Below are 25,016 nucleotides of genomic sequence, written 5' to 3'. Positions count from 1 at the left end.
GACATGAGCGTCCTCGCCGCTGCCACCGACCCCAACCAGACCGTCCTCACCGGCGCCCTGCTGCTCGCGCTGCCGGTGGCCGTACTCGGCGGTCTGGTCTCCTTCTTCTCGCCGTGCGTGCTGCCCCTGGTGCCCGGCTACATGTCGTACGTCACCGGCGTCACCGGCACCGACCTCGGGGAGGCGCGGCGGGGGCGGATGCTCGCCGGCGCCTCGCTGTTCGTGCTGGGCTTCACCGCCGTCTTCGTCTCCGGCGGCGCCCTCTTCGGCAACTTCGGCTGGGAGCTCCAGCAGCACAAGGAGACCATCTCCAAGGTGCTCGGCATCGTCACGATCCTGCTCGGCCTGTCCTTCATGGGCGTGCTGCGCGGGTTCGGGCAGCGGGAGTTCCGCTTCCACCAGAAGCCGGCCGTGGGCCTGGCCGGCGCGCCGGTGCTCGGGGTGCTGTTCGGCATCGGCTGGACCCCCTGTCTCGGCCCCACCCTCACGGCCGTGAACGCGTTGGCGTTCAATGAGGCGAGCGCGGGGCGCGGGGCGCTGCTCACCGCCGCGTACTGCCTCGGGCTCGGCCTGCCGTTCATAGCGGTGGCCGTGGCCTACCGTCGGGCCCTCGGCGCCTTCGGCTGGGTCAAGCGGCACTACGTATGGGTGATGCGGATCGGCGGTGGGATGCTCATCGCGCTCGGTCTGCTGCTCGTCACGGGCGTCTGGGACCGCATGATGGACGACATGCGGGTCTGGACCTCCAGCTTCAACGTTGGGATCTGATCCATGGCCACCACCGACACGGACACCGACGCCGATACCGGCACCGGCACCGGTGACGCAGCGGCCGACGCGCCGGCCCGCGAGGGCGGCTCCTCGGCCGACGGGGGCTCCCCGGCCGCCGCCGACGGCGGGTCCGCGGGCGCCGACGAGTTGGGCGCGGCCGGCACGCACCTGTCCACCGCGCCGACCGAGGGCCAGGCCGTGCCGGGCTCCTTCGGCGGGGTGCGCGCCCCCGGCGTACTCGGGGCGCTGGCCTGGACGGGCCGGGAGGTCTACGGCTGGGTGCGCTGGTGCTGGCGGCAGCTCACCTCCATGCGGGTGGCCCTGCTGCTGCTCCTGCTGCTCTCGCTGGGCGCGATCCCCGGCTCGCTGATCCCGCAGACCGGCGTGGACCCGCTCAAGGTCGAGCAGTTCAAGGCCAAGCACGAGACGCTGACCCCCGTCTACGAGAAGCTGGGGATGTTCCACGTCTACAGCTCGGTGTGGTTCTCGGCGATCTACATCCTGCTGTTCGTCTCGCTCATCGGCTGCATCGTGCCCCGCACCTGGCAGTTCGTGGGCCAGCTCCGCGGTCGCCCGCCGGGCGCCCCGCGCCGGCTGACCCGGCTTCCCGCGTACACCACCTGGCGCACCGAGGCGGAGCCCGAGCAGGTGCTCGCGGCGGCGCGCACGGTGCTGCGCGGGCGCCGGTTCCGGGCGCACGTGGCCGGGGACGCGGTCGCCGCCGAGAAGGGCTACCTGCGCGAGGTCGGCAACCTGCTCTTCCACCTGGCGCTGATCGTGGTCCTGGTGGCCTTCGCGGTCGGCCAGCTCTGGAAGTCCGAGGGCGGCAAGCTGATCACCGAGGGCGACCAGGACGGCTTCACCAACAGCCTCACCCAGTACGACGACTTCAAGTCGGGCGCCTTCTTCGACAAGGACAACCTGGAGCCCTTCGGCTTCTCGTTGGAGAGCTTCGACGCCCGCTACGAGCGCGAGGGCTCGCAGCGCGGCACCGCCCGCGAGTTCCGCGCCCACGTGAAGTACTGGGAGGGCGCGGACGGCAAGGAGAAGCGGACCTCGATCGAGGTCAACGAGCCGCTGGAGATCGCGGGCAACAAGGTCTTCCTGCTCTCCACCGGGTACGCGCCGGTCATCACGGTCAAGGACGGCAAGGGCGACATCGCGTTCAAGGGCGCGGTGCCCTTCCTCCAGCAGGACGCCAACCTGACCTCGTCCGGCGTGGTCAAGGTGCCCGACTACCGGGACAAGAACGGCAAGAAGGAGCAGCTCGGCTTCCAGGGCTTCTTCGTGCCGACCTGGGGCGGCGCGGACGCGAAGACGATGTTCTCGCAGTTCCCCGCGCTGGACTACCCGGTGATGTTCCTGACCGCGTACCACGGCAGGCTGGGCATCGACGGCGGGCTGCCGCAGAACGTGTACCAGCTCAACACCGACAACATGAAGCAGTTCAAGAACCCGGACGGCAGGGCGTTCGCGCAGAAGCTGCTGCCGGGCGAGACGATGACGCTGCCGAACGGTGCCGGAACCCTCAAGTTCGAAGGCATCAAGACCTGGGCCAGCTTCCAGATCTCCCACCAGCCGGGCAACGAGCTCGCGCTGATCGGCTCGGTCGCCGCGCTGGTCGGCCTCGCCGGTTCGCTGTTCATCCAGCGCCGCCGGGTGTGGGTACGGGCCGTGCCCGGCAAGGACGGCCAGACGGTCGTCGAGATGGCCGGGCTCGGCCGCAGCGAGTCCGCCAAGCTCCCCGAGGAGCTGGCCGACCTCGCGGTGGCCCTCCAGGCGGACGCCCCCGCCGAAGCCGAACCGGAATCTGAGTCACCAGATCCTGCCGAAGGAGCGCGCGCGTGAACCTCGCTGCCGCAGCCAACGAGAACCTGGCCAACATCAGCAACGTGCTGATCTACTCGGCCATGGCGGTCTACACCCTGGCCTTCATCGCCTACATCACCGAGTGGGTGTTCGGCAGCCGCAGCAAGGTCGGCCGCACCGCCGCGGCGCTGGCCCCGACCGCCGGGGCCGAGAAGGCGTCCACGGTCACGGTCCAGGTCACGCAGCAGGGCGGCGGCACCGCCGTCCTGGAGCGGCCCAAGGTCGTCACCCGCTCGGCCCCCGGCTCCCGCGACGTGCCGGACGGCCCGGGCGCGGCGGGCGGCACCGAGAAGGGCGACCTCTACGGACGCATCGCCGTCTCGCTGACCGTGCTGGCCGCGCTGCTGCACGTCGGCGGCGTCCTCACCCGCGCGCTCTCGGTCGAGCGCGCCCCGTGGGGCAACATGTACGAGTTCTCCATCACCCTGTCGATGGTGGCGGTCGTCGCGTACGTGGTGCTGCTGGCCAGCGGCAAGAACGTGCGCTGGATCGGCCTCCCGCTGGTCACCACCGCCCTGCTCGACCTGGGCCTCGCGGTGTCGGTGCTCTACACCGACAGCGACCAGTTGGTGCCGGCCCTCGACTCGTACTGGTTGTGGATCCACGTCAGTTGCGCGATCGTCTCCGGCGCGGTGCTCTACCTCGGCGCCGTCGCCACGCTGCTCTTCCTCTTCCGCGACCGGTACGAGACGAAGCTGGAGAACCCGGACGGCAAGCAGCCGGGCGCCTTCGCCACCTCGATCCTGGAGCGGCTGCCCTCCGCCGCGTCGCTGGACAAGTTCGCGTACCGGATCAACGCCACCGTCTTCCCGCTGTGGACCTTCACCCTGATCGCCGGCGCGATCTGGGCCGAGAAGGCGTGGGGCCGGTACTGGGGCTGGGACCCCAAGGAGGTCTGGACGTTCATCACCTGGGTCGCCTACGCCTGCTACCTGCACGCCCGGGCCACGGCCGGCTGGAAGGGCCGCAAGGCGGCGTACCTGGCGCTCATCGCCTTCGCCTGCTTCCTCTTCAACTACTACGGCGTCAACATGTTCGTCACCGGCAAGCACTCGTACGCGGGCGTCTGACCTCCGAGTTCTGACGCGCGCACCCGGCAGCGGCCGGTTTCTGTGACCCAGGTCACGGGAACCGGCCGCTGTCATATGGACAGTTCCAGGGCGTGGAGACAACACCGCGCACGCTCATACGCCAGGGGGACCCCACCGCCTTCGCAGAACTCTTCGACGCCCACGCCCGCTCCGTCTACAACCACGCCTACCGGCTGACCGGCGACTGGTCGGTGGCCGAGGACGTGGTCTCGCTGACCTTCCTCGAAGCGTGGCGGCTGCGCGCCCGGGTGGACGCCGACGGCGGCAGCCTGCGCCCGTGGCTGCTGGGCATCGCGACCAACACCGTACGCAACACGCGCCGGGCCGCGCGCCGGCACGCGGCGGCCCTGTCCCGGGTGCCGCCGCAGGCCGCCGAGCGCGACTTCGCCGACGAGGTCGCCAGCCGCGTCGACGACGCGGAACTCCTGGAGCACGTCCAGGTCGCGCTGCGCGCCCTGCGCAGGCCCGAGCGCGAGGTGATCGCGCTGTGCGTGTGGTCGGGGCTCGACTACGCGGCGGCGGCGCGGGCCCTGGGCGTACCGGTGGGCACCGTACGGTCCCGGCTCTCCCGGGCCCGCACCAAGCTGGCCACCGCGGTGGCCGCCGGGCACGCGGGGCGCACCACCGGGCGCGCGGTACGGGGGGCCGCGCGCCCGGCGGCGACCCTCGCCGCCGCCCGCGAACCAGTACGAGACGGCCACGCCACCCGGGTCCGACCCCATCTGCCCCGGCCCATCCAGGAGGGACACCGATGACCGACCTCCCGTCCGCCCCCGAACGAGATCTCCCTCCCGGCCGTCACCACCTGTTGCGCGAGCACCTGGTGCACGAGATCGGGCGGGCCGCCGCCGACCGACCCGCCGCGACCACCCCGCGCCTCGCGCGCCCGTGGCTGCGGCCGGCCTTCGCCGGCCTGGCCCTCGCGAGCACGCTGGCCCTCGTCGTGCTGGCCACCATGTCCCTGCCGGGCGGCGGCGAGGACGGCGCGTCAGCGGGACGGGGCGGCGCGGCCAGCTACGCCTTCGCGCCTCACGCGGGCGCCGACGAGCGGGACGGCGCGGCGCGGGTCCTCGAACACGCGGCGGCCTTCGCCGAGCGGGAACGGGTGCGGGCGAAGGGGCCCGTCCGGGACGACCAGTACGTGTACGTCGACGGCATGGTGACGGTCGCCGACGTGGGACGGAAACCCCTCAGGATTCCCGCGCCGCATCGGCGTGCGGTGTGGGCTCCGGTGGACGGCACGGGCGAGCGCACGGTCGCCGAGGGCGGGGAGTGGTCCTACGGGCCGCGCGCCGGGATCTCGGACGGGCCCGGCAGCAGCGTCTACCGGTACCTCCGGTCCCTGCCGACCGAACCGGACGCCCTGTACGCCTGGCTGCGGGAGGCCGCGCGGACGCGGGACGGCGACGCGCGCGACGGCGAGGAGGAGGCCCAGCAGATGTTCGAGATCGTGACCCACACGATCAGTGACGCCGTCATGCCGCCGGGCCTCGGCGCCGCCCTGTTCCGGGCCGCCGCCCGCATCCCCGGCACGGTCGTCGTGGAGGACGCGGTGGACGCCGCGGGGCGACGCGGAGTGGCCGTCGCCCGGACGGGCGGCGGAGGCGACGACCGCGAGGAGTTGATCTTCGACAGGGTGACCGGTCAGTACCTCGGCCAGCGCACCGTGTGGCTGAAGGACTCGGGCCCCATCGAGGCGGGCATGGTCTCCCGCAGCGAGGCGGTGTTCCATACGGCCATCGTCGACAAGCTGGGCCAGTATCCGGTGGGCCGCCCCCGGGTCACCACGCGCTGACCCCCTCTCCCGCAGGTCACCTGACTCGCTGACACAACCTCAGCCGCCCCTGACGCGTCCCCTTCCTAGGGGGCGCGCGGAGTGTCGCGGCGCGCCGGCTCACGCGGCGACGCCCCGTCCGGGGCGGGCACCGGGGCCTTGCCCGTGTCCGGCGCCGACCGTACGGGCGGCGCCGGGGCGACACACGCCGGTGTTCGGGCCCGGCCACGAGCGCGGGAAGAGCTGGCCGCGCCGGGGCCCGGCCCGTGGAAGAGGGGAACCGATGCGCACGCGAGGGGCCGGGGCCGACACGCCGACCGAGCCGGAGCCGGAACCGGCGTCGACCGCGCCCGAGCCCGCGTCGAGCGAGCCGGCCGACCCCGGGCCCACTCCGGTCGACCTCGGGCCCACCCCGGCGGAGCCGGCCGACCCCGAGCCCGTCCCGGCGGCCGACGCCGCGCCCGCTTCGGAGACCTCCGCGCGCTCGCGCCTGGCCCGGCTGTTCGGGCCGGACATCGCCGGGCCGGTGGTGGCCGTCGCGATGGTCTTCCAGGTCGTCTCCACCATCGCCCCCTCGCTCGACGGCAGGTCGGACGGGCACCAGCTCGGACGCCCCCGGCCCACCGCGGGTCCGCCGGCGAGCAGCACGTACGCGCCGGGCGCGCACGGCGGGGGCGACGAGAAGGACGGGGCGCCGGAGTTGCTCGCCCGCGCCGCCACGGCCGCCGAGCGCGGTCGTGGCTTCCACCCACGGGACGGCGAGTTCACCTACGTGCGCTCGCAGAGCGCGGTGGCGGCGGACTCCGGCGACGAGACGGCGTGCACCTTCGTGGAGCCGCTCCGACAGCGTCAGATCTGGCGCTCGGTGGACGGTTCCCGGGCCGGACTGCTGCGCAGCGAGCAGTACCCCGGCGAGCGGATCAGGCTCGACCCGGACCCGCCGGGCCCCACCTCGACGGCCTTCCGCCACCTCCAGCGGCTGCCGCGCGACCCGGCCGCGCTGCTGCGCGCCCTGTCCCCGGCCGAGTCAGCCGGCCGCCCCAGCGACCAGCAGGTGTTCCGTACGGTCGGCGGGATGCTGGCCGAGACGGTGCTGCCGCCCGCGACGGAGGCGGCGCTGTACCGGGCGGCGGCCCGCATCCCCGACGTGGTCGTGGTCCGGGACGCGGTGGACGCGGTGGGCCGGCGCGGTGTCGCGGTGGCCCGGGTCGACGAGGTGACGGGCGAGCGCGACGAGTGGCTGTTCGACCGGGAGAGCCTGCGGCTGCTCGGCGTACGGGTCGTCCTGGTGGACCCGGAGAAGGCGCCCGGCGCGGACCGTGAGAAGTGCGACACGCCCAAGGCCGGCGCGGTGACGAGCACGACGGCGGTGGTGGACCGTGGCGTCGTGGCGCGACCCGGGGAGCAGCCGCGCGCGGGGCGGGCTCCGGCGGGTCGGTGAGACGGTGCGGCGGTGAGGCTCAGCCGCGCTGCGGGCCCTGCGGTCCCTCGTCGTCGCGGCGGTCGGTCTCGGGCTTGCGGTCGGCGGCGCCGGGGTCGGTGCCGGAGGCCGGCCCGGAGTCCGCGCCGGAGCCCGACCCCGTACCGGAGCCTGACCCCGTGCCGGAGGTGGGCCCGGGGCCCGCGCCCGGCTCGGTCGTGGGGCCCGAGCCCGCACCGGAGTCCGGGTCGGAGGCCGGACCGGCGTCGGGGGACGAGGTGGAACCGGGGCCCGTCGCGTCGTCCGGTCGCGGGTCCTTGCGCAGCGACTTGAGGAACTCGGGGTTGTCGTCCGGGGCGACCCAACCGCCGCCGCCGCGCCGGCCGCCGAACGCCCCGGCGATGCCGCCGCCGGCCCCGCCCGCGCCGCCGACCGCCTTGCGCGGGCGGCCCACCGTCAACCAGGCGATGGGACCGATCAACACCTCGCCGAAGAGCAGCACGATGATGACCCACGCCACCTTCGGCAGCTTGCGGACCTCGTTCTCGGGGGTGTTCAGACAGTCGATGAAGGCGTAGATCCACAGCGCCAGGATCAGCAGGAACGGCAGATACCTGAGCATGCTGGGAGGCCCCCTGAAAGACGTCGCGGCGGTTGCGGTGTGCTGGGAGCGATGCCCCAGTGACGTGTCCAGGGTAGTCCGTGTCGGATACTGGACCGCATGGCTTATGACGATCTTCGCTCGCTGCTGCGGGCGCTGGAGCGCGACGGTGACCTGAAGCGCATTAAGGCCGAAGTCGACCCGTACCTGGAAGTCGGGGAGATCGTCGACCGGGTGCAGAAGGCCGGCGGGCCCGCGCTGCTGTTCGAGAACGTCAAGGGCTCGGCGATGCCGCTGGCCATGAACGTCTTCGGCACCGACCGCAGGATGCTCAAGGCGCTCGGCCTGACGTCGTACCAGGAGATCAGCGAGAAGATCGGCGGGCTGCTCAAGCCGGAGCTACCGACGGGCTTCACCGGCGTGCGCGAGGCGTTCGGCAAGCTGGCCGGGATGACCCACGTGCCGCCGAAGAAGGTCAAGGACGCGCCGGTGCACGAGGTCGTGTTGACCGGCGACCAGGTGGACCTGGACCGCCTGCCGGCGCTGTTCACCTGGCCCGGCGACGGCGGCTCGTTCTTCAACCTGGGCCTGACCCACACCAAGCACCCCGAGACCGGCGTGCGCAACCTGGGCCTGTACCGGCTCCAGCGGCACGACAAGCGCACCATCGGGATGCACTGGCAGATCCACAAGGACAGCACCAACCACTACCAGGTCGCCGCCCGCCGTGGTGAGCGGCTGCCGGTGGCCATCGCGTTCGGTACTCCGCCGGCCGTGACGTACGCCTCCACGGCGCCGCTGCCGGGCGACATCGACGAGTACCTGTTCGCCGGGTTCCTGCGCGGCAAGCGGATCGAGATGGTGGACTGCAAGACGGTGCCGCTCCAGGTGCCGGCGCACTCCGAGGTGGTCCTCGAAGGCTGGCTGGAGCCGGGCAAGACGCTGCCGGAGGGGCCGTTCGGCGACCACACCGGCTTCTACACGCCGCAGGAGGACTTCCCGGCGCTGACCATCGACACCATCACGATGCGCCGGCGCCCGCTGCTCCAGTCCATCGTGGTGGGCCGGCCGCCGACGGAGGACGGGCCGCTGGGCCGCGCCACCGAGCGCTTCTTCCTGCCGCTGCTCAAGATCGTGGTCCCGGACATCGTGGACTACCACCTGCCGGAGTCGGGCGGCTTCCACAACTGCGCGATCGTCTCGATCGACAAGCGCTACCCCAAGCACGCGCAGAAGGTGATGCACGCCATCTGGGGCGCGCACATGATGTCGCTCACCAAGCTCATCGTCATCGTCGACGCGGACTGCGACGTACACGACCTGCACGAGGTCGCCTGGCGCGCCCTCGGCAACACCGACTACGCCCGCGACCTGACCGTCGTCGAGGGCCCGGTCGACCACCTCGACCACGCCTCGTACCAGAAGTTCTGGGGCGGCAAGGCGGGCATCGACGCGACGCGCAAGCTGCCCGAAGAGGGGTACACGCGTGACGGTGGCTGGCCGGAGATGGTCGAGTCGGACCCCGGCACGGCCGACAAGGTCACCCGCCGCTGGAAGGAGTACGGCCTCTGAGGCCGCCCCCATGAGTGCTGATTCGGCAACGTCGGAAGTCATCGGGCCCGAGCCCGCCCCGCCCGGCAAGGTCAAGGCGTTCCTGCGGCTGGTGATGATCGAGCACTCGGTCTTCGCGCTGCCCTTCGCGTACATCGCGGCGCTGACCGCGATGTACGGCGAGGACGAGAGCATCCACTGGGGAACGCTGTTCCTGGTGACGCTGGCGATGGTGGGGCTGCGGACCTTCGCGATGGCCGCCAACCGCATCATCGACCGCGAGATCGACGCGCGTAACCCGCGCACGGCCGGGCGCGAGTTGGTCACCGGGGCGGTGTCGGTGCGCTCGGCGTGGACCGGCGCGCTGGTGGCGCTCGTGTTCTTCCTGGGCGCCGCCGCGCTCCTCAACCCGCTGTGCCTGGCGCTCGCGCCGGTCGCGGTGGTGCCGATGGTGGTCTATCCGTACGGGAAGCGGTTCACGAACTTCCCGCACGCCATCCTCGGCATCGCGCAGGCGATGGGCCCGATCGGCGCGTGGCTCGCGGTGACCGGTTCCTGGTCGTGGGACGCGGTGATCCTCGGCCTCGCGGTCGGCGTGTGGATCGGCGGCTTCGACCTGATCTTCGGCTGCCAGGACGTGGCGGCCGACCGGGCGCACGGCGTGAAGTCGGTCCCGGCGCGGTTCGGCATCCCGGCGGCGCTGTACGGCGCGCGCGGCAGCCACGTCGTGACGATGGGGCTGCTGGTCTGGTACGCGCTGGCGACGGGCGCGGGCGCGCTGTTCTGGGTGGGCCTGGCGGTGGTGGCGGTGGCGTTCGTCTACGAGCACTCCATCGTGCGCCCGCACGACCTGTCCCGGCTCAACCGGGCGTTCTTCACGGTCAACGGCGTCATCGGGATCGTGCTCTTCGTGTGCACGCTGGCCGACCTGTTCGTACGCGGCCTGACGCTCTGAGCCGGAGGCCGGGCGGCGGACGCCCGGCCGCGGGCTCGGGACGAGCGGCGGGGTCGGGCCGGGCGGCCGGCTCGGCCGCGTGACGGGCGGCGGGCTCGGTCCCAGCACGGGCGGCGGTGGGGCGCGCGGGCGCCCGGGTCGGGGCCGCCCTGGGGCGCGCAACTGCCCACGTGCGCCCGCCAATCCGGGGGCGCATCCACCCCTGGGAGCGCCGCTTACCGGGGCCTGCCCGCCCGGCCCCGGCACCGTCGGCGTCGTCACGGGAAGGGGCGGGGGACCGGCGGCCGGATGGGCGCCGTGGGGTGCCGGATAGGCTCGGCCCGTGGAACGACTCCAACCCGCACCCCAGCGCCGACCCTGGATCGTGGGGGTGTCCGGCGCCTCCGGCACGCCCTACGCGGCCTCCGTGATCCGCGCGCTGCTGCGCGCGGGCGAGCCCGTTGACCTGGTCATCAGCCGCGCCGCCCGGCTGACACTGCTCGATGAGACCGGCATCTCCTTCCGCGACGCGCACTGGCGCGCGGACCTGGTCCGCTGGCTGGCGCGGGGCGCCGACGGCAGCGCGGACGCGTTCGCCGACGAGGTGCGGCAGCTCGCTGTCGAGAGCGCCGACGAGGCCCCCGACAAGTCCGCCGACGTGCGCTACTGGACCGCCGGTGACCTGGCCGCCGGTCCGTCGTCCGGCTCGTACCCGGCCCAGGGGATGATCATCGTCCCGGCGAGCACGGCGGGCGTGGCCGGCGTCGCGCTCGGGCTCTCGAAGGATCTGCTGCAACGGGCGGCGAGCGTGACGCTCAAGGAGCGCCGGCCGCTGATCGTCGCGCTGCGCGAATCCCCGCTGACCGGGCAGACGCTCCGGCACCTGGTCACGCTCGACGAGGCGGGCGCCGTGGTGCTGCCCGCCTCGCCGGCGTTCTACGCGGGGGCGACGCACATCCAGGAACTGGTGGACTTCGTCGCCGGTCGGGCGCTGGACGCGGCGGGGGTGCCGCACGCGCTGTACCGCCGATGGGAGGGGGAACTCGGTGGTGCCAGTGGTTCGCGCCGTGCGGGGTAGCTCCGTATCGGCGCGCCGGTGCCGGTGCGACGGCGCGCGCGCGGGTAGCGCGTACGGGCGTCGCGGGGCGGGCCCTGGACATGGAGAAGCGGCAGGCCGGGGGGTTGGTGCTGCCCCGTGCCCTGCCGCCGTGACGCGTCCTGCTGAGGGCGCGGCTCCGGCGGGACGCGTGGGCGCCGGAGTGCGCGAGCCTGACGCTCGGCGTCAGGCCGCATCAGGTCGATGCGGTGCGGCTGCGGTCAGCGCTTCTTGGCCCGGCCCTTGTGGGCCTTGGCCGAGGTCTCGCGCTGCTGCTGCGCAGCCTGCTGGGCACGCGAGCGGTTGGCCAGCTCCTGCAGCTCACGCATGCGGGCATAAGCCATCTCGATCGTGTACAAGGGGTAGCTCACTCCTGAAGAATCGTCGTTGATTGAGGTAGTTCAGCTAGAGATTCGCAGGACATCTCGCCCTGCATGCCTTAGATTCTACACCCAAACCTTCTTGATCGCAGAACTTTGAAAGGTGCGTGCCGTCACATGGACGCGGTGGACAGGCAACTCATCCAGGCCCTGCGGGAGAACGGTCGGGCCTCGTACGCGGAGCTCGGGCGGCTCGTGGGCCTGTCCGGGCCCAGCGTCACGGACCGGATCAACCGCCTGGAGGCGGCCGGGGTGATCACCGGTTACCGCGCGACCGTCGACTCCGCCTCGCTCGGCCTCGGCGTGACGGCGCTCATCGGCATCCAGCTCTCCGACGCGGTGGACCACGAGGACGTGGCCGACCGGCTGCGCGACCTGGCGGAGATCGAGGACTGCTGGTTCATCGCGGGTGACGACTCGTACATGCTCAAGGTCCGGGCCGGTGACGTGGACGACCTGGAACGCACCATCCGCCGCCTGTCCGGCACCACCGGCGTCTCGCGCACGCGCACCACGATCGTGCTCTCCACCAAGTGGGAGAACCGGGTCGGGGAGCTGCCCGAGGACGTGTGACCGCGCGCCCGGGGTTTCAAACATGGCGCACCCCACCCGTCGCTCGCCGTGGTGTGAGCCGGGCGGGTGGGGCGCGCGCGGCGGGGAGTACGCTCGGTGCAGCCCGATGGACAGAGGTATATGGGAGGCGCCGGATGGCTGGGTCTATGGCCGTGTCAGCGAATGACGCGGGGCTCAAGCGGGAGCTGGAGCAGAAGATCCGCGCCGGGGAGCGGCTGACGCGCGAGGACGGCATCGCCCTCTACGCGTCGGACGACCTGGCCTGGCTCGGCGGCCTCGCGCACGAGGTGCGCACCCGCAAGAACGGTGACGTCGTCCACTTCAACGTCAACCGCCACCTCAACATGACCAACGTGTGCACGGCCTCGTGCGCGTACTGCTCGTTCCAGCGCAAGCCGGGCGAGAAGGACGCGTACACCATGCGCATCGAGGAGGCCGTGCGGCTGGCCAAGGCGATGGAGGGGGAGAACCTCACCGAGCTGCACATCGTCAACGGCCTGCACCCGACCCTGCCCTGGCGCTACTACCCGCGCTCGCTGCGGGCGCTCAAGGAGGCCCTGCCGCAGGTCTCCCTCAAGTGCTTCACGGCCACCGAGATCCAGCACTTCGAGAAGATCTCCGGGCTCTCCGCCTCGGAGATCCTGGACGAGCTGATCGACGCCGGCCTCGAATCGCTCACCGGCGGCGGTGCCGAGATCTTCGACTGGGAGGTCAGGCAGCACATCGTGGACCACGACACCCACTGGGAGGACTGGTCCCGCATCCACCGCCTGGCGCACGAGAAGGGCCTGAAGACCCCGTGCACGATGCTGTACGGGCACATCGAGGAGCCCCGCCACCGGGTGGACCACGTGCTGCGGCTGCGTGAGCTGCAGGACGAGACGGGCGGCTTCCAGGTCTTCATTCCGCTGCGCTACCAGCACGACTTCGTGGACGTGAAGGACGGCAAGGTCCGCAACCGGCTCCAGGCCCGCACCACCATGGCCACCGGCGCCGAGGCGCTCAAGACCTTCGCGGTCTCGCGGCTGCTGTTCGACAACGTGCCGCACGTGAAGGTGTTCTGGGTGATGCACGGCGTGCAGACCGCCCAGTTGGCCCTCCAGCACGGCGCCGACGACATGGACGGCTCGGTCGTCGAGTACAAGATCACCCACGACGCGGACAACTACGGCACCCCCGACAAGCTGACCCGCGAGGACATCCTCGACCTGATCCGGGACGCCGGCTTCCGCCCGGTCGAGCGCAACACGCGCTACGAGATCCTGCGCGAGTACGAGGGCCCCGACCCGGCCCGCCGCGACGCGCCCCAGCCGATGCGCCTCTGACCAGGTCTCCCCGGCTCCACGGCCCCCGGCTCCGCAGCCCCACGGCCTCACGGAGCCGAGCCCGTCCGTCGCCGCCCGCGACACCGCCCCCACGGTGGTGTCGCGGGCGGCGGCGTCTGAGCCGGGCCCGCGCGGGTACCCGGCCCGCGTGACCAGCCGCAGCAGAAGCAGCAGCAGCGCGCGGGGCGCGGCGAAGCCCGCCCGCGATGAGGCCGGCGCGGCGAAGCCCACCCGCGAGCGGGCCGACCGGGCCGGCGCCGCCGGTGGCGAGGGCCGTGGCGGTGCGGGGCCGGGGGACGAGCCGGAGCAGGCGTATGACGCGAGCCCCTTCGTGCCGGCCCGGGCCAAGCTGCCCGGGCTGCGCCGGGCGGCGGCCGAGTGTCGGGGGTGCCCGCTGCACGGCCCGGCCAGCCAGACCGTCTTCGGCGCGGGGGACGCGAAGGCGCCGCTGGTGCTCATCGGCGAGCAGCCGGGCGACCAGGAGGACCGCAAGGGGCACCCGTTCGTGGGGCCCGCGGGGCACGTGCTGAACCGGGCCCTGGAGGAGGCCGGGATCGACCCGGAGCGGACGTACGTGACCAACGCGGTCAAGCACTTCAAGTTCGAGCACGTCCCGGAGCGCGGCAAGCGCCGCATCCACAAGCCGCCGAACCTGCGCGAGCTGAGCGCCTGCCGCCCCTGGCTCGCGGCCGAGCTGGCGCTGATCGACCCCGAGGTGCTGGTGGCGCTCGGCGCGAGCGCGGGCAAGGCGCTGCTCGGCTCGTCGTTCCGGGTCACCAAACAGCGCGGCGTGCTGCTGCCGTGCCCGGCCATCGGCGACTACCAGGGCCGGGGCGACTGCCTGGTGGCCACGATCCACCCCTCGGCGGTGCTGCGCGCCGACGACCGCGAGGCCGTCTTCGCCGGCCTGGTCTCCGACCTGCGGGTGGCCGTACGGGCGCTCGACTCCCAGCCCTGAGCCCGCCCGCCCGTGCGCGGTTCGCGACGGGGGCCCCGTACGCCGGACCGCGCCCGGACCACCACGCCCCGCCAGCCGTGCCCCCGCCGGCCGCGCCCGCCCCGCGCCGCCGTATCCGGAAGGGTGGCCCCCGCGCTGGTCAAGGGCGGTCAGTGCCGCGTGTGTCACATCGACGGAGGGGTGCGTCGCGCGGTAGGTAATGGCTACGATCCAGGAATGACCCTTACGTACGTACGTGATCCCGAGCTGACCCCCGCCCTCCAGGACGAACTGGTGCGACTGTGGGTCGACGTGACCAACGCGGGCGGCGCCGTCGGCTTCGTGCCGCCCGTCGCGGACGGCGACATCCGCCCGGTGGCCGAGGGGCAACTCGACGCCGTGCGCGGGGGAGGGGCGCGCCTGCTCGCCGCGTACGCCGACGGGCGACTGGTCGGCACCGTGTTCATCGCGTCCAACCGGCACCGGCTGATGACGCACTGGGCCACGCTGGTCACCGTCATGATCGAACCGACCCTGCAGGGCGGCGGGCACGGCAAGGCCATGCTGCGCGAGGCCATCGACATGGCGCGTGACCTGGGCTTCGCCTCGTTGCGCCTCGGGGTGCGCGGCGGCACCGGAGTGGACGCCTTCTACGCCACGGTCGGTTTCAAGGAGGTCGGCCGCGTGCCCGAGTCGATCAGGGTGGCGGATGGCGACTACCGGGACGACATCTGCATGTGGCTGCGGCTGGACTGACGTCCACGGGCCCGGCCGGCGACGGACGGTGGAGCCGCCTCCCACGGCGCTTTTCCGACGTGATTCACTAGTAGGGCAGGCGAACACCATCCGGCCGATACCGCAGCACCCCCGGGAGAAAGAAGACCAGCCGTGTCTCTCACGCCGAGCGCCACGCTCCGATACACCGCCATGCGTCTGGGCATCTTCGTCGGTTGCTTCCTGGTCCTGTGGGGCCTGGTTCACTTCGGCATCCTGCCGTCCGGTCTGGGCGACTCCAACCTGCTGTGGGTACTGCTCCTGGCGATCGTGGTCTCGGCACCGCTGAGCTTCGTGGTGCTGCGCAAGCAGCGGGACGCCATGTCGGAGCAGATCGTCGTCAAGGTGGACCGCGCCAAGGAGCGCCTGGTGGCCCACCAGACCCAGGAAGACGGGGTGTAAGGCTCCTCACACCCCGGTCGGGCCGGCGCGTCGCCGGCCCCACCCGACCCACCCACGCCCCCACCGCGCATTGCCGCCCGCGGTGGGGGCGTTGGCGTTCTCCGGGCGCGTACGAGGCCACCCGCGGGGCCCGATCCGGCCGCCCGCGCGCCGGTCCGCGAGGCCCGTGGGGGCGCCCTGTCCCAAAGATCTCCTTTGGGTTCCTCAAAGTTAAAGTGTTAACGTCATTGCCATGTTGACCGCAGCCGCGCCCCGATTCCCCACGAGCGTTCCGCTCGTGGCGCGCCTGCACATCGATCTTTGCCGCTGTCTGTCCGCGGCCTGTCGCCGCCTCTAGTACGTGCGCACAGCGGCCGGAGACCCCGTATCTCAGCGGAGCTCCAGGCGCCGCCCCCCGCTTCACATCTGACCTGGCATCCGTCTGTCCTCGGAGAGTGTCCGTTGTCGTCCCCACGCCTGTCCGTCCCGCGCGCCCTGCGGGTTCCCTTCTGGGCGCAGATCCTCCTCGGCCTCGTCGCCGGTGCGCTGCTCGGCTGGGCCGCCCGCAGCGGTGACGTCCAGTGGCTCATCACCACGCTGGACAAGATCGGCTCGATCTTCATCCAACTGCTGAAGCTCGCCGTCGCCCCGCTGGTCTTCTTCGCGATCCTGGTGTCGATCACCAATCTGCGGAAGGTCAACAACGCGGCCCGGCTGGCCACCCACACCCTGCTGTGGTTCATGGCCACCTCGCTGATAGCCGTGGCCATCGGCCTGTTCATCGGTCTGGTCACCAACCCCGGCTCCGGCACCGGGCTCACCCCCGCCGACGGGTCCAAGCCCGAGCACAAGGGCTCCTGGCTCGACTTCCTCACCGGCATCGTGCCGACGGACGTGATCACGCCGTTCACCGAGCTGAACGTCCTGCAGATCGTCTTCATGGCGGCCGTCGCCGGCGCCGCCGCCCTCCAGCTCGGCGAGAAGGCCGAGCCGATCCTGAACCTCAGCCAGGCCGTTCTGGAGCTGCTCCAGAAGGCCCTGTGGTGGGTCATCAAGCTGGCCCCGCTGGGCACCCTCGGCCTGATCGGCACCGCCATCGTCGAGTACGGCTGGGACCTGATCAGCAAGTACGCGACCTTCACCGCCGACATCTACGTCGGTTGCGCCCTGGTCCTGTTCGGCGTCTACCCGCTGCTGCTCGCCACCGTCGCCAAGCTCAACCCGCTGCACTTCTACCGTGGCGCCTGGCCGGCGATCCAGCTCGCCTTCGTCTCCCGCTCGTCGGTGGGCACCATGCCGCTGACGCAGAAGGTCACCGAGCGGCTCGGGGTGCCCAAGGAGTACGCGTCCTTCGCCGTGCCCTTCGGCTCCACGACCAAGATGGACGGCTGCGCCTCGATCTACCCGGCCATCGCGGCGATCTTCATCGCGCAGATCTTCGACGTGCAGCTCGACATCGGCGACTACCTGCTGATCGCGTTCGTCTCGGTGATCGGCTCCGCCGCCACGGCCGGCCTCACCGGCGCGACCGTGATGCTCACCCTGACCCTGTCCACGCTGGGCCTGCCGCTGGAGGGCGTCGGCCTGCTGATGGCCATCGACCCGATCGTGGACATGATGCGTACCGCCACCAACGTGGCCGGCCAGGCGCTCATCCCGGTCCTGGTCTCGGCCCGCGAGAAGATCCTCGACCACCGGGCGTACGAGACGGCCTCCGCCTCGCCGCTGGACGAGGGCCAGCCGGAGGGCAAGCAGGAGGGCGCGCTGCCGGCAGCCGCCTAGCGAACCCCGCGCCGTCAGGTGCCCCGGTCGCCCGCCGCGACCGGGGCACCGGTGCGCGCGGTGGCGGCGCGCGAGGTGGCGGCACGCGAGGTGGTGGTGCGCCGTTCGCGGAGCGGCGCCCGGCCGGTGGGCGGGCCCCGCGGGGGCGTAGCACACCGGTGACATGGGAAGCAGGCATCGCCCCCGTCCCGCCGATCACTTCTCGCGGTCGGCGCCGGGCGGGGATGATGCCCGCGTGGGGAACGTAGCTTTACTCGTCAGCGCGTTGGGTTCTCGGAGGGGCGTTGCACATGGGTGGCGGTAGGAGCAAGCGGATGCCGCGGGCGGTGCGGGAGCAACAGATGCTCGACGCCGCCGTGCGGACGTTCGCGCGACGGGGCTACCGGGCCGCTTCCATGGACGACATCGCCGAACTGGCCGGGGTCTCCAAGCCGCTGGTGTACCTGTACCTGAACTCCAAGGAAGAACTGTTCACCGCCTGCATCAGGCGCGAGGCGAAGGCGCTGGTCGCGGCGGTGCGGGCGGCCGTGGAGCGCGACGTGCCGGCCGACCGGCAACTGTGGAGCGGGCTGCGCGGCCTCTTCACGTACACCGCCGAGCACCCGGACGGCTGGGCCGTCCTGCACAGCCAGGCGCGCTCGCAGGGCGAACCGTTCGTGCGCGAGGTGGCGGCCATGCGCGCCGAGTTGGTCAGCTTCGTGGAACAGCTCATCGGCGAGGCGTCCAAGGAGGCCGACTGCGACCCGGAGTTCGCCGACCGGGAGGTGGCCGGCCTGGCGTACGCCCTGGTCGGGGCGGCCGAGTCGATGGCCGACTGGGCGGGCTCGCCGGGTGGCCCGACGGCCAAGGAGGCCGCGGCCACGCTGATGAACTTCGCCTGGGCCGGCCTCGGCAACCTGCTGCGCGACCAGAAGTGGCAGCCGAGCGCCTGACGGCCGCGGGCCCGGTCACCGGGCCCTGACCTCGCCGGCGGGGCCCAGGCCGGCCCGCGGCGAGGACGGCACCCGCGCGGTGCCGGTGGAGACCGAACCCCACATCGTGGCAGCGATGTGGGGTTCAGGCATTGGCCAACCGCTCCGCCTCGCGTACCTTACTTGCAAGTAAGGTTACTGAGTGGTCAGGAGCTGGCCGATGGTGAGCGCCCCGGAACCCGGGGCGGGCCGCCGCCCGCCCCGCCCCCTCCCGCGCGCCCCCGCACGCCCGCCCGACCGCGCCCCCACACACCCGCCCGACCGCGCCCCCGCACACCCGCCCGAGTAGGCCAACCCGCCTACGTCGCGGGCTGGTCGCCCTCACCTCGGCGGCCCCGCCCACCCGGCCCCGCCGTCGGTCGAGCCGCCGTACCCCCGCACGTCCCGTACCGCCGCACGACCCGCACCCCGGCACCTCCGGCACGACCCCGCACCTCCGCACGACCGCACCCCGCACCACCACAGGAGTCACCCAGCAGAACCTGGAGCCGCTCGTGTCCCCACAGCACCCCGCGCGGTCCGCACGCTCCGCGCGCCCCCAACACCCCCGTTCCCGTACCGCTCCCCCCGGCGCCGACCCCGCCCGGCAGGGCCCTGACCTCCCCGGACCGGCGGCGGGGCGGGCGGACCGCCCGCTGCCCGGTGGCGCGGCGGCGGGGCCGCCCGTCCTGGTGGAGCCGGAGAAGACCGTCGTGGCCGGCGTCGTCCGGGAGGTGGCCGTGCCGGCGTTCGTGCCCGAGGTCACGCGGGGCTCGCTCGGCGACATCCCGTTCGACAACGCGGACGAGGCGCCCACCGAGGCCGTGCTCAGCCGCAAGCAGCCGGACGGCACGTGGCGGGACGTGACCGCGGCCGAGTTCGCGTCCGCCGTGCTCGCCACCGCCAAGGGGCTCATCGCGCACGGCCTGCGCCCCGGCGACCGGCTCGCCATCATGGCCCGCACCAGCTACGAGTGGACCCTTCTCGACTTCGCCGCCTGGGCCGCCGGGCTGGTCACCGTCCCGATCTACCCGACCTCCTCCGCGCTCCAGGCCCACTGGATACTGCGCGACTCGGGCGCCGCCGCGTGCGCCGTCGAGGGCGTCGAGCAGGCCCGCCTGATCAGCGGGGAGCGCACCCGCCTGCCCGGCCTGGTCCATCTGTGGCAACTCGACGCCGGCGCCATCGGCCAGCTCGGCGCCAGCGGACGTGACATCGCCGACGAGGAGGTGGCCGCGCGGCGCCGACAGCGCCAGCCCGCCGACATCGCCACCCTCATCTACACCTCGGGCACCACCGGTCGCCCCAAGGGCTGCGTGCTCACCCACGCCAACTTCTTCGCCGAGGTAGACAACGGCATCGAGCTGCTGCACCCGGTCTTCCGCGCGACCAGCACGGAACCCGCCTCGACCCTCCTCTTCCTCCCGCTGGCCCACGTCTTCGGGCGGATGATCGCCGTCGGCTGCCTGCGCGCCCGGGTACGCCTGGGCCACGCGCCCAGCATCCAGACCGACGACCTGCTCGCCGACCTCGCGGGTTTTCGGCCGACGTTCCTGCTGGCCATCCCGTACGTCCTGGAGAAGGTCCACAACACCGGGCGGGCCACGGCCGAGCGCATGGGCCGCGCCGCCTCCTTCGACCGCGCCACGCGCGTCGCCCAGCGCTACGGGCAGGCCGTGCTGGCCGCCGAGCGCGGCACGGGCCCCGGCCCCGGGCCGGGCCTGAAGGTGGCCCGCACGCTGTACGACGCGCTGGTCTACCGCCGCATCCGGGCCGCGCTCGGGGGCGGGGTGCGGTACGTCATCTGCGGCGGCTCGCCGCTCGGGCACCGGTTGGCCGCGTTCTACGCCGGCGCCGGCGTGGACGTCTTCGAGGGGTACGGCCTGACCGAGACCACCGCCGCCGCCACCGTCACGCCGCCGCTCGCGCCCCGGCTCGACACGGTCGGCTGGCCGATGCCCGGCAGCGCGGTGCGGATCGCCGACGACGGGGAGGTGCTGCTCCGCGGCGGCCAGGTCTTCGCCGGCTACTGGGACGGGGAGCGCGGCACGAGCACGCCGGCCACCACGGCCGACGGCTGGTTCCCGACGGGCGACATCGGCGCCCTGGACGCCGACGGCTACCTCACCATCACCGGCCGCAAGAAGGAACTGATCGTCACCTCCGGCGGAAAGAACGTGGCGCCCGCGCCGCTAGAGGACCGGCTGCGGGCCCACCCGCTGGTCGGCCAGTGCATGGTCGTCGGCGACGACCGCCCGTACGTCACCGCCCTGATCACCCTGGACCCGGACGGCCTCGCGCACTGGCGCCGGATGCACGGCAAGCGGGAGGTGCCGCTACCCGAACTCGTCCGGGACCAGACGCTGAGGGCGGAGCTGGCACGGGCCGTGGACGACGCCAACACGCTGGTCTCCCGCCCCGAGTCGATCCGCCGCTTCCGGGTGCTGCCGGCTGAGTTCACCGAGGCGGCCGGCCACCTCACGCCCTCGCTCAAGCTGCGCCGGGCCGCGGTGGCCGAGGACTTCGCCGCGGAGATCGAGGAACTGTACGCCCGCGAGTGAGCCCCGCCCCGGAAAAGGGGAGCCGCGACCTCGCCCGCCCGGAACGCCGGGCCGGAACGTCGGAGAAACGCGAGGGAAACCCGGCAAGAACCCGCAAGAAGCGAGCGAGGGGCAGCGCAGAAGTCGTCAGAACTCACCAGGTCTTCGTCAGAACCGACAGCGCCCGAGAGGGGCCCGGGAGGGGGGAGAGACGGAGGCCGGGAAAAGGCAGGAGCCCCGCTTCCCGTCGAAACGGGGAGCAGGGCTCCTTGGGTACTACATCAGGAACGAATAGGTGCCGACCGCGATGGCCGAACCCGCGAAGGATCCAGAGGATCAGACAGGGGTTACGTTCTCCGCCTGCGGGCCCTTCGGACCCTGCGTGACGTCGAAGTTAACCTGCTGGTTCTCCTCCAGGGAGCGGAAACCAGAGGCGTTGATCGCGGAGTAGTGGACGAAGACATCCGGGCCGCCGCCGTCCTGGGCGATGAAGCCGAAGCCCTTTTCAGCGTTGAACCACTTCACGGTTCCGGTAGCCATAAGCCCTCCTTGGGCCAAAGGGTTGCCCTGCTCCAGAACCTGCAAGAAGTCTGAAAACTACAAAAGCCTGCGGCGTCACATGCTCCGCAGGCTCTGTACTGCAAGGGAAACCAAACTGCAACTTGCGGCGAGCCTAGCACGGCAGATGCCGAGGGGAAAGAGCGAAAGATCACGGGGACGGGCGGTTTCCATGCGGCGAAGAAGGGAAAAGCGCGCACGTCAGCGCTGTCCGGGCGACGAGCACAATCCTCCGCGCCGCGCCACCGTGCCCCCCGGCGCCACCCACGCATCATCCCGGGGCTAGCCTCCGGATGTGGACAATTCAACCCCTGTCGCCGCTACCGCCACCGGCCACCGCCGGAGCCGGCCGCGGGTCGGCCACATCCAGTTCCTCAACTGCCTTCCGCTGTACTGGGGGCTCGCCCGCACCGGCAGCCTCCTCGATCTCGAGCTGACCAAGGACACCCCCGAGAAGCTCAGCGAGCAGCTCGTCCGCGGAGACCTGGACATCGCCCCGGTCACCCTGGTCGAGTTCCTGCGGAACGCGGACGACCTGGTCGCCTTCCCCGACCTCGCGGTCGGCTGCGACGGCCCGGTCATGTCGTGCGTGATCGTCTCCCAGGTGCCGCTGGACCAGTTGCACGCCGCCCGCGTCGCCCTCGGCTCGACGTCGCGCACCTCCGTACGGCTCGCGCAACTCCTGCTCTCCGAGCGCTTCGGCGTACAGCCCGAGTACTACACCTGCCCGCCCGACCTGGGGGTGATGATGCAGGAGGCGCAGGCGGCGGTGCTCATCGGCGACGCCGCGCTGCGGGCCAACCTGCACTACGCGCCCAGGCTCGGGCTCGACGTGCACGACCTGGGCCAGATGTGGAAGGACTGGACGGGGCTGCCGTTCGTCTTCGCGGTCTGGGCCGCGCGCCGCTCGTACCTGGAGCAGGAGCCGGAGCTGGTGCACAAGGTGCACGAGGCGTTCCTGTCCTCGCGGGACGTCTCGCTGGAGGAGGTCACCAAGGTGGCCGAGCAGGCGGCGCGGTGGGAGGCGTTCGAGCCGGAGGTGCTGGAACGGTACTTCACCACCCTCGACTTCAGCCTCGGCGCCGAGCAACTCGCCGGCATCGCCGAGTTCGCCCGCCGCACGGGCCCCACCACGGGTTACCCCGCCGACGTCCGCGTGGACCTGCTGACCCGCGGCGCCCACTGACCCCGGCGACGGGACCACACCCCGGGGGCCGGGGCCACTCCCCGCTCCGGTGCCCACTCTGACGGCCCGCCGCACGGCCGCCGCCCGCTCGCCCCGGGCGCGGTCCACGCGTCCGGGGCGGCCTTGGTCCACGGGCCGAGCGCGGTCGTCGGTACCCTGCCCGCGCCGCGCGCCGCGCACCTAAGCTGGGCGGCGCAGTGGAGGGGGAGGCACACGATGTACCCACTGGAACCGGATGATCCCCGCCGTATCGGCGCCTACCGGCTGCTGCGGCGCCTGGGCTCGGGCGGGATGGGCCGGGTCTACCTGGGCCGCAGCGCGGGCGGACGCACCGTCGCCGTGAAGCTGGTCCACCCGCACTTCGCGACGGACGCCCAGTTCCGGGCCCGTTTCCGGCGCGAGGTGGAGGCGGCCCAACGGGTGGGCGGCGCCTGGACGGCCCCCGTGCTCGACGCCGACCCGGAGGCCGCGGTGCCCTGGGTGGCCACCGGCTACGTCGCCGGCCCCTCGCTCACCCAGGCCGTCGAGGACCTGGGCGCGCTGCCGGCGCCCTGCGTACGCGCGCTGGGCGCGAGCCTGGCCGAGGCGCTGGTGGCCGTGCACGGCCTGGGCCTGGTGCACCGCGACGTCAAGCCGTCGAACGTGCTGCTCGCCCTGGACGGGCCGCGGCTCATCGACTTCGGCATCACCCGCGCCATCGACGGCACCGCCTCCCTCACCTCCACCGGCGTTTCCATCGGCTCGCCCGGTTACATGTCGCCCGAGCAGATCCTCGGCCAGGGCGCGACGGCCGCCGCCGACGTGTTCTCGCTGGGCGCGGTCCTGGCGTACGCCGCCACCGGCCGGCCCCCCTTTCCCGGCGACTCCTCGGCCGCGCTGCTCTACCGGGTCGTGCACGAGCAGCCGGAGCTGGGCCCCTCGCTGGCGGGCGAGTTGCGCGCGATCGTCGCCGACTGCCTGGTCAAGGACCCGACCGGCCGCCCCACGCCGGCCGAGCTGGTGCGCCGGCTGACCGCCGACGCGGGCGGGGACACGGGCGCGGGCGCGGGCGCGGACACGGACGCGGGCGCGGGTGGCGGCGCGGCCGGCCTGGTGCGGCCCGGGTGGTTGCCCGCGCCGCTGGTGGAGGGCGCCAGCCGGCGCGCGATGGAACTGCTCGATCTGGAGGCGGAGCCACTGGAGTCGGCCCCGTCCCCGTCCCCGTCCCCGGCCCCGACGCCGCCGCCCGCCCCCGCCTGGCCGGCCGCCGGTTCCGCCGGGGCCGCCGGGGCCGGCCCGCCACCCGGCGGGCCCACGACGCTGTCCCCCGAGGCGCTCGGGCCCGAGACGGTGGGGATGGACTCGGGCGTGCGCGCCGGGGCGTTCGGGCCGCCCGACCCCTCGTACGGAGGCCGCGCCGGCGACACCGGCCACGCCAGCCAGCCCCAGCACCCCAGCGGCGTCAGCCAGCCCCACCACTCCGACGGAGCCAGCCACGCCGGCGCCCCGGCCCCGGTCGCGGCGCCGCGGCGCTCGCCGGAGGGGGGTGGGGCCGCCGTGGCGGAGGCCGCCACGGCGGGTGCGGGGCGGGCGGACGGAGCCGTCACCGGTGGGGCCGGTGAGGGCGCACCGCGCCGGCCCGGTGGCGCTCCGGGCGCCCCGGGCGGCGGCCCGCACGGCCCGGAGGGTGGCGCGGACGGCGAGGACCGGGCGGGGCGGGAGCGGCGGATGGCGCTGTCGGCCGGGCTCGGGCGGCGCGACCGGCCCCGGTGGCTGAGCTGTTCGCTGGTGCTCTCGGTCGCCGGCGCGCTCGCCGTGGCGACCACGGCGGTCGTCGTCTACGACGCGATGCGGGGCGGCGGCGGTGGCGACACGCACGCCGGCGGCGACAAGCAGAGCCAGTCCCCGTCCCCCCACTCCAGCGCGACGACGCCCGCGCCCGACGGCTCGCATCCGGCGGGCGGCGAGCCGACCGGGCCGGGCACCGGGCCGCCCGCCAAGGGGGACGTGCCGAAGGGGATGATCGGCACCTGGAAGGGGCCGCAGTACGCCAAGGGCAAGTACAACGGCGAGCACATCGCGACCGTCCGCCAGGGCCGTACCGGGACGGTCGTCGTCGAGGCGGTCACCGACGTCTTCGGGCAGCGCTGCTACGCCAAGGGCACGCTGCGTTCGGTGACGGAGGGGAACACCCGGCTGACGATTACCGAGGCCACCGACGAGTCCAAGGAAGGCGGCTCGTTCCTGTGCACGGGCGTGACGGCGCAGGCCACGTACACGCTGGACAGGGAGAGCGGCAAGCTCGTCTACAAGTCGCAGGACGAGGCGGCCGGGCGACCGGTGGCCCGCATGGTCAAGCAGCCGGCGACGGGCTGAGGCACTGCCGTTGCTGACGGGCCGTCGCGCTGGCGGGCTGATGGACCGACGGACCGACGGACCGACGGACCGACGGACCGACGGGCTGGCGGGTTGGTGGGGCGGTGGGCTGTTGGGCTGGGGCGGGGCGGGCGCGGGCGCTCCCGCTGGCCGCCGGTGCCGTCGTGG

General features: G+C 73.0%; 21 protein-coding genes. 19 read left to right on the top strand and 2 right to left on the bottom strand.

What is annotated here, in order from left to right; translation table 11 throughout:
- The first annotated feature begins 3 nt into the window (after positions 1–3).
- The 6 genes from AC3CHW_RS13935 to AC3CHW_RS13910 all read left to right on the top strand — a co-directional run bounded on the left by AC3CHW_RS13935 (position 4) and on the right by AC3CHW_RS13910 (position 6,946).
- The gene (locus tag AC3CHW_RS13935) at positions 4–768 is read left to right on the top strand and encodes a cytochrome c biogenesis CcdA family protein (RefSeq protein WP_187063595.1); all 765 of its coding nucleotides are present in this window, start codon (positions 4–6) and stop codon (positions 766–768) included.
- A 3-nt stretch (positions 769–771) separates the two neighbouring features.
- On the top strand, positions 772–2,619 hold the full coding sequence (resB, locus tag AC3CHW_RS13930; RefSeq protein ID WP_488470636.1) for a cytochrome c biogenesis protein ResB: 1,848 nt from the start codon (positions 772–774) through the stop codon (positions 2,617–2,619).
- A complete protein-coding gene (gene ccsB, locus AC3CHW_RS13925) occupies positions 2,616–3,710 on the top strand; it encodes a c-type cytochrome biogenesis protein CcsB (protein ID WP_488470635.1) in 1,095 nt (364 codons plus the stop codon). The genes resB and ccsB overlap by 4 nt, the downstream gene beginning before the upstream one ends.
- 92 nt (positions 3,711–3,802) lie before the next feature.
- Entirely contained in the window at positions 3,803–4,486 is a 684-nt protein-coding gene (locus AC3CHW_RS13920; protein ID WP_488470634.1) for an RNA polymerase sigma factor, read from the top strand.
- Positions 4,483–5,526 (top strand): CU044_5270 family protein, encoded by a 1,044-nt coding sequence (locus AC3CHW_RS13915; protein ID WP_488470633.1) that lies wholly within the window; start codon positions 4,483–4,485, stop codon positions 5,524–5,526. The genes AC3CHW_RS13920 and AC3CHW_RS13915 overlap by 4 nt, the downstream gene beginning before the upstream one ends.
- Before the next feature lie 262 nt (positions 5,527–5,788).
- Complete coding sequence (locus AC3CHW_RS13910) at positions 5,789–6,946, top strand: CU044_5270 family protein (protein ID WP_488470632.1); 1,158 nt, start codon at positions 5,789–5,791, stop codon at positions 6,944–6,946.
- Between the two features lie 19 nt (positions 6,947–6,965).
- Here AC3CHW_RS13910 and AC3CHW_RS13905 read toward each other — a convergent pair whose 3' ends face one another.
- Entirely contained in the window at positions 6,966–7,547 is a 582-nt protein-coding gene (locus AC3CHW_RS13905) for a PLD nuclease N-terminal domain-containing protein (protein WP_488470631.1), read from the bottom strand.
- 99 nt (positions 7,548–7,646) lie between these two features.
- On the opposite strand from AC3CHW_RS13905, the gene AC3CHW_RS13900 reads away from it, so the two are divergent.
- The 11 genes from AC3CHW_RS13900 to AC3CHW_RS13850 all read left to right on the top strand — a co-directional run bounded on the left by AC3CHW_RS13900 (position 7,647) and on the right by AC3CHW_RS13850 (position 20,770).
- Positions 7,647–9,098, top strand: coding sequence for a menaquinone biosynthesis decarboxylase (locus tag AC3CHW_RS13900; RefSeq protein WP_277320639.1), 1,452 nt, complete (start codon positions 7,647–7,649; stop codon positions 9,096–9,098).
- 10 nt (positions 9,099–9,108) lie between these two features.
- Positions 9,109–10,032 carry a menaquinone biosynthesis prenyltransferase MqnP gene (gene mqnP, locus AC3CHW_RS13895; protein ID WP_488470630.1) on the top strand — a complete coding sequence of 308 codons (924 nt, stop codon included), beginning with the start codon at positions 9,109–9,111 and terminating at the stop codon, positions 10,030–10,032.
- 322 nt (positions 10,033–10,354) lie between these two features.
- Positions 10,355–11,089: a UbiX family flavin prenyltransferase gene (locus tag AC3CHW_RS13890; protein ID WP_488470629.1), complete on the top strand. Its 735-nt coding sequence runs from the start codon at positions 10,355–10,357 to the stop codon at positions 11,087–11,089.
- Between the two features lie 515 nt (positions 11,090–11,604).
- A complete protein-coding gene (locus AC3CHW_RS13885) occupies positions 11,605–12,060 on the top strand; it encodes an Lrp/AsnC family transcriptional regulator (protein ID WP_176163376.1) in 456 nt (151 codons plus the stop codon).
- A gap of 146 nt (positions 12,061–12,206) precedes the next feature.
- A complete protein-coding gene (gene mqnE / locus AC3CHW_RS13880) occupies positions 12,207–13,385 on the top strand; it encodes an aminofutalosine synthase MqnE (RefSeq protein ID WP_176163377.1) in 1,179 nt (392 codons plus the stop codon).
- A 331-nt stretch (positions 13,386–13,716) separates the two neighbouring features.
- The gene (locus tag AC3CHW_RS13875) at positions 13,717–14,343 is read left to right on the top strand and encodes a UdgX family uracil-DNA binding protein (RefSeq protein WP_488471046.1); all 627 of its coding nucleotides are present in this window, start codon (positions 13,717–13,719) and stop codon (positions 14,341–14,343) included.
- 216 nt (positions 14,344–14,559) lie between these two features.
- Positions 14,560–15,078, top strand: coding sequence for a GNAT family N-acetyltransferase (locus tag AC3CHW_RS13870; RefSeq protein ID WP_488470628.1), 519 nt, complete (start codon positions 14,560–14,562; stop codon positions 15,076–15,078).
- A gap of 132 nt (positions 15,079–15,210) precedes the next feature.
- A complete protein-coding gene (locus tag AC3CHW_RS13865) occupies positions 15,211–15,498 on the top strand; it encodes a DUF4229 domain-containing protein (RefSeq protein ID WP_269475451.1) in 288 nt (95 codons plus the stop codon).
- A 441-nt stretch (positions 15,499–15,939) separates the two neighbouring features.
- Positions 15,940–17,259: a dicarboxylate/amino acid:cation symporter gene (locus AC3CHW_RS13860; RefSeq protein ID WP_398610399.1), complete on the top strand. Its 1,320-nt coding sequence runs from the start codon at positions 15,940–15,942 to the stop codon at positions 17,257–17,259.
- A gap of 290 nt (positions 17,260–17,549) precedes the next feature.
- The gene (locus AC3CHW_RS13855; RefSeq protein WP_176163381.1) at positions 17,550–18,191 is read left to right on the top strand and encodes a TetR/AcrR family transcriptional regulator; all 642 of its coding nucleotides are present in this window, start codon (positions 17,550–17,552) and stop codon (positions 18,189–18,191) included.
- A 674-nt stretch (positions 18,192–18,865) separates the two neighbouring features.
- The gene (locus AC3CHW_RS13850; RefSeq protein ID WP_488471045.1) at positions 18,866–20,770 is read left to right on the top strand and encodes an AMP-dependent synthetase/ligase; all 1,905 of its coding nucleotides are present in this window, start codon (positions 18,866–18,868) and stop codon (positions 20,768–20,770) included.
- A 315-nt stretch (positions 20,771–21,085) separates the two neighbouring features.
- Here AC3CHW_RS13850 and AC3CHW_RS13845 read toward each other — a convergent pair whose 3' ends face one another.
- Entirely contained in the window at positions 21,086–21,289 is a 204-nt protein-coding gene (locus AC3CHW_RS13845; protein WP_003984261.1) for a cold-shock protein, read from the bottom strand.
- Positions 21,290–21,602: 313 nt separating this feature from the next.
- Here AC3CHW_RS13845 and AC3CHW_RS13840 point away from each other — a divergent pair, with 313 nt between their 5' ends.
- Positions 21,603–22,493 carry a menaquinone biosynthetic enzyme MqnA/MqnD family protein gene (locus tag AC3CHW_RS13840; RefSeq protein ID WP_459248264.1) on the top strand — a complete coding sequence of 297 codons (891 nt, stop codon included), beginning with the start codon at positions 21,603–21,605 and terminating at the stop codon, positions 22,491–22,493.
- A 216-nt stretch (positions 22,494–22,709) separates the two neighbouring features.
- On the top strand, positions 22,710–24,848 hold the full coding sequence (locus tag AC3CHW_RS13835; protein WP_488470627.1) for a serine/threonine-protein kinase: 2,139 nt from the start codon (positions 22,710–22,712) through the stop codon (positions 24,846–24,848).
- The last annotated feature ends 168 nt before the right edge of the window (positions 24,849–25,016 follow it).

This window comes from Streptomyces sp. MGP-BFMKR1 (assembly GCF_057766585.1).
This window is presented reverse-complemented; position numbering and strand designations above follow the sequence as displayed.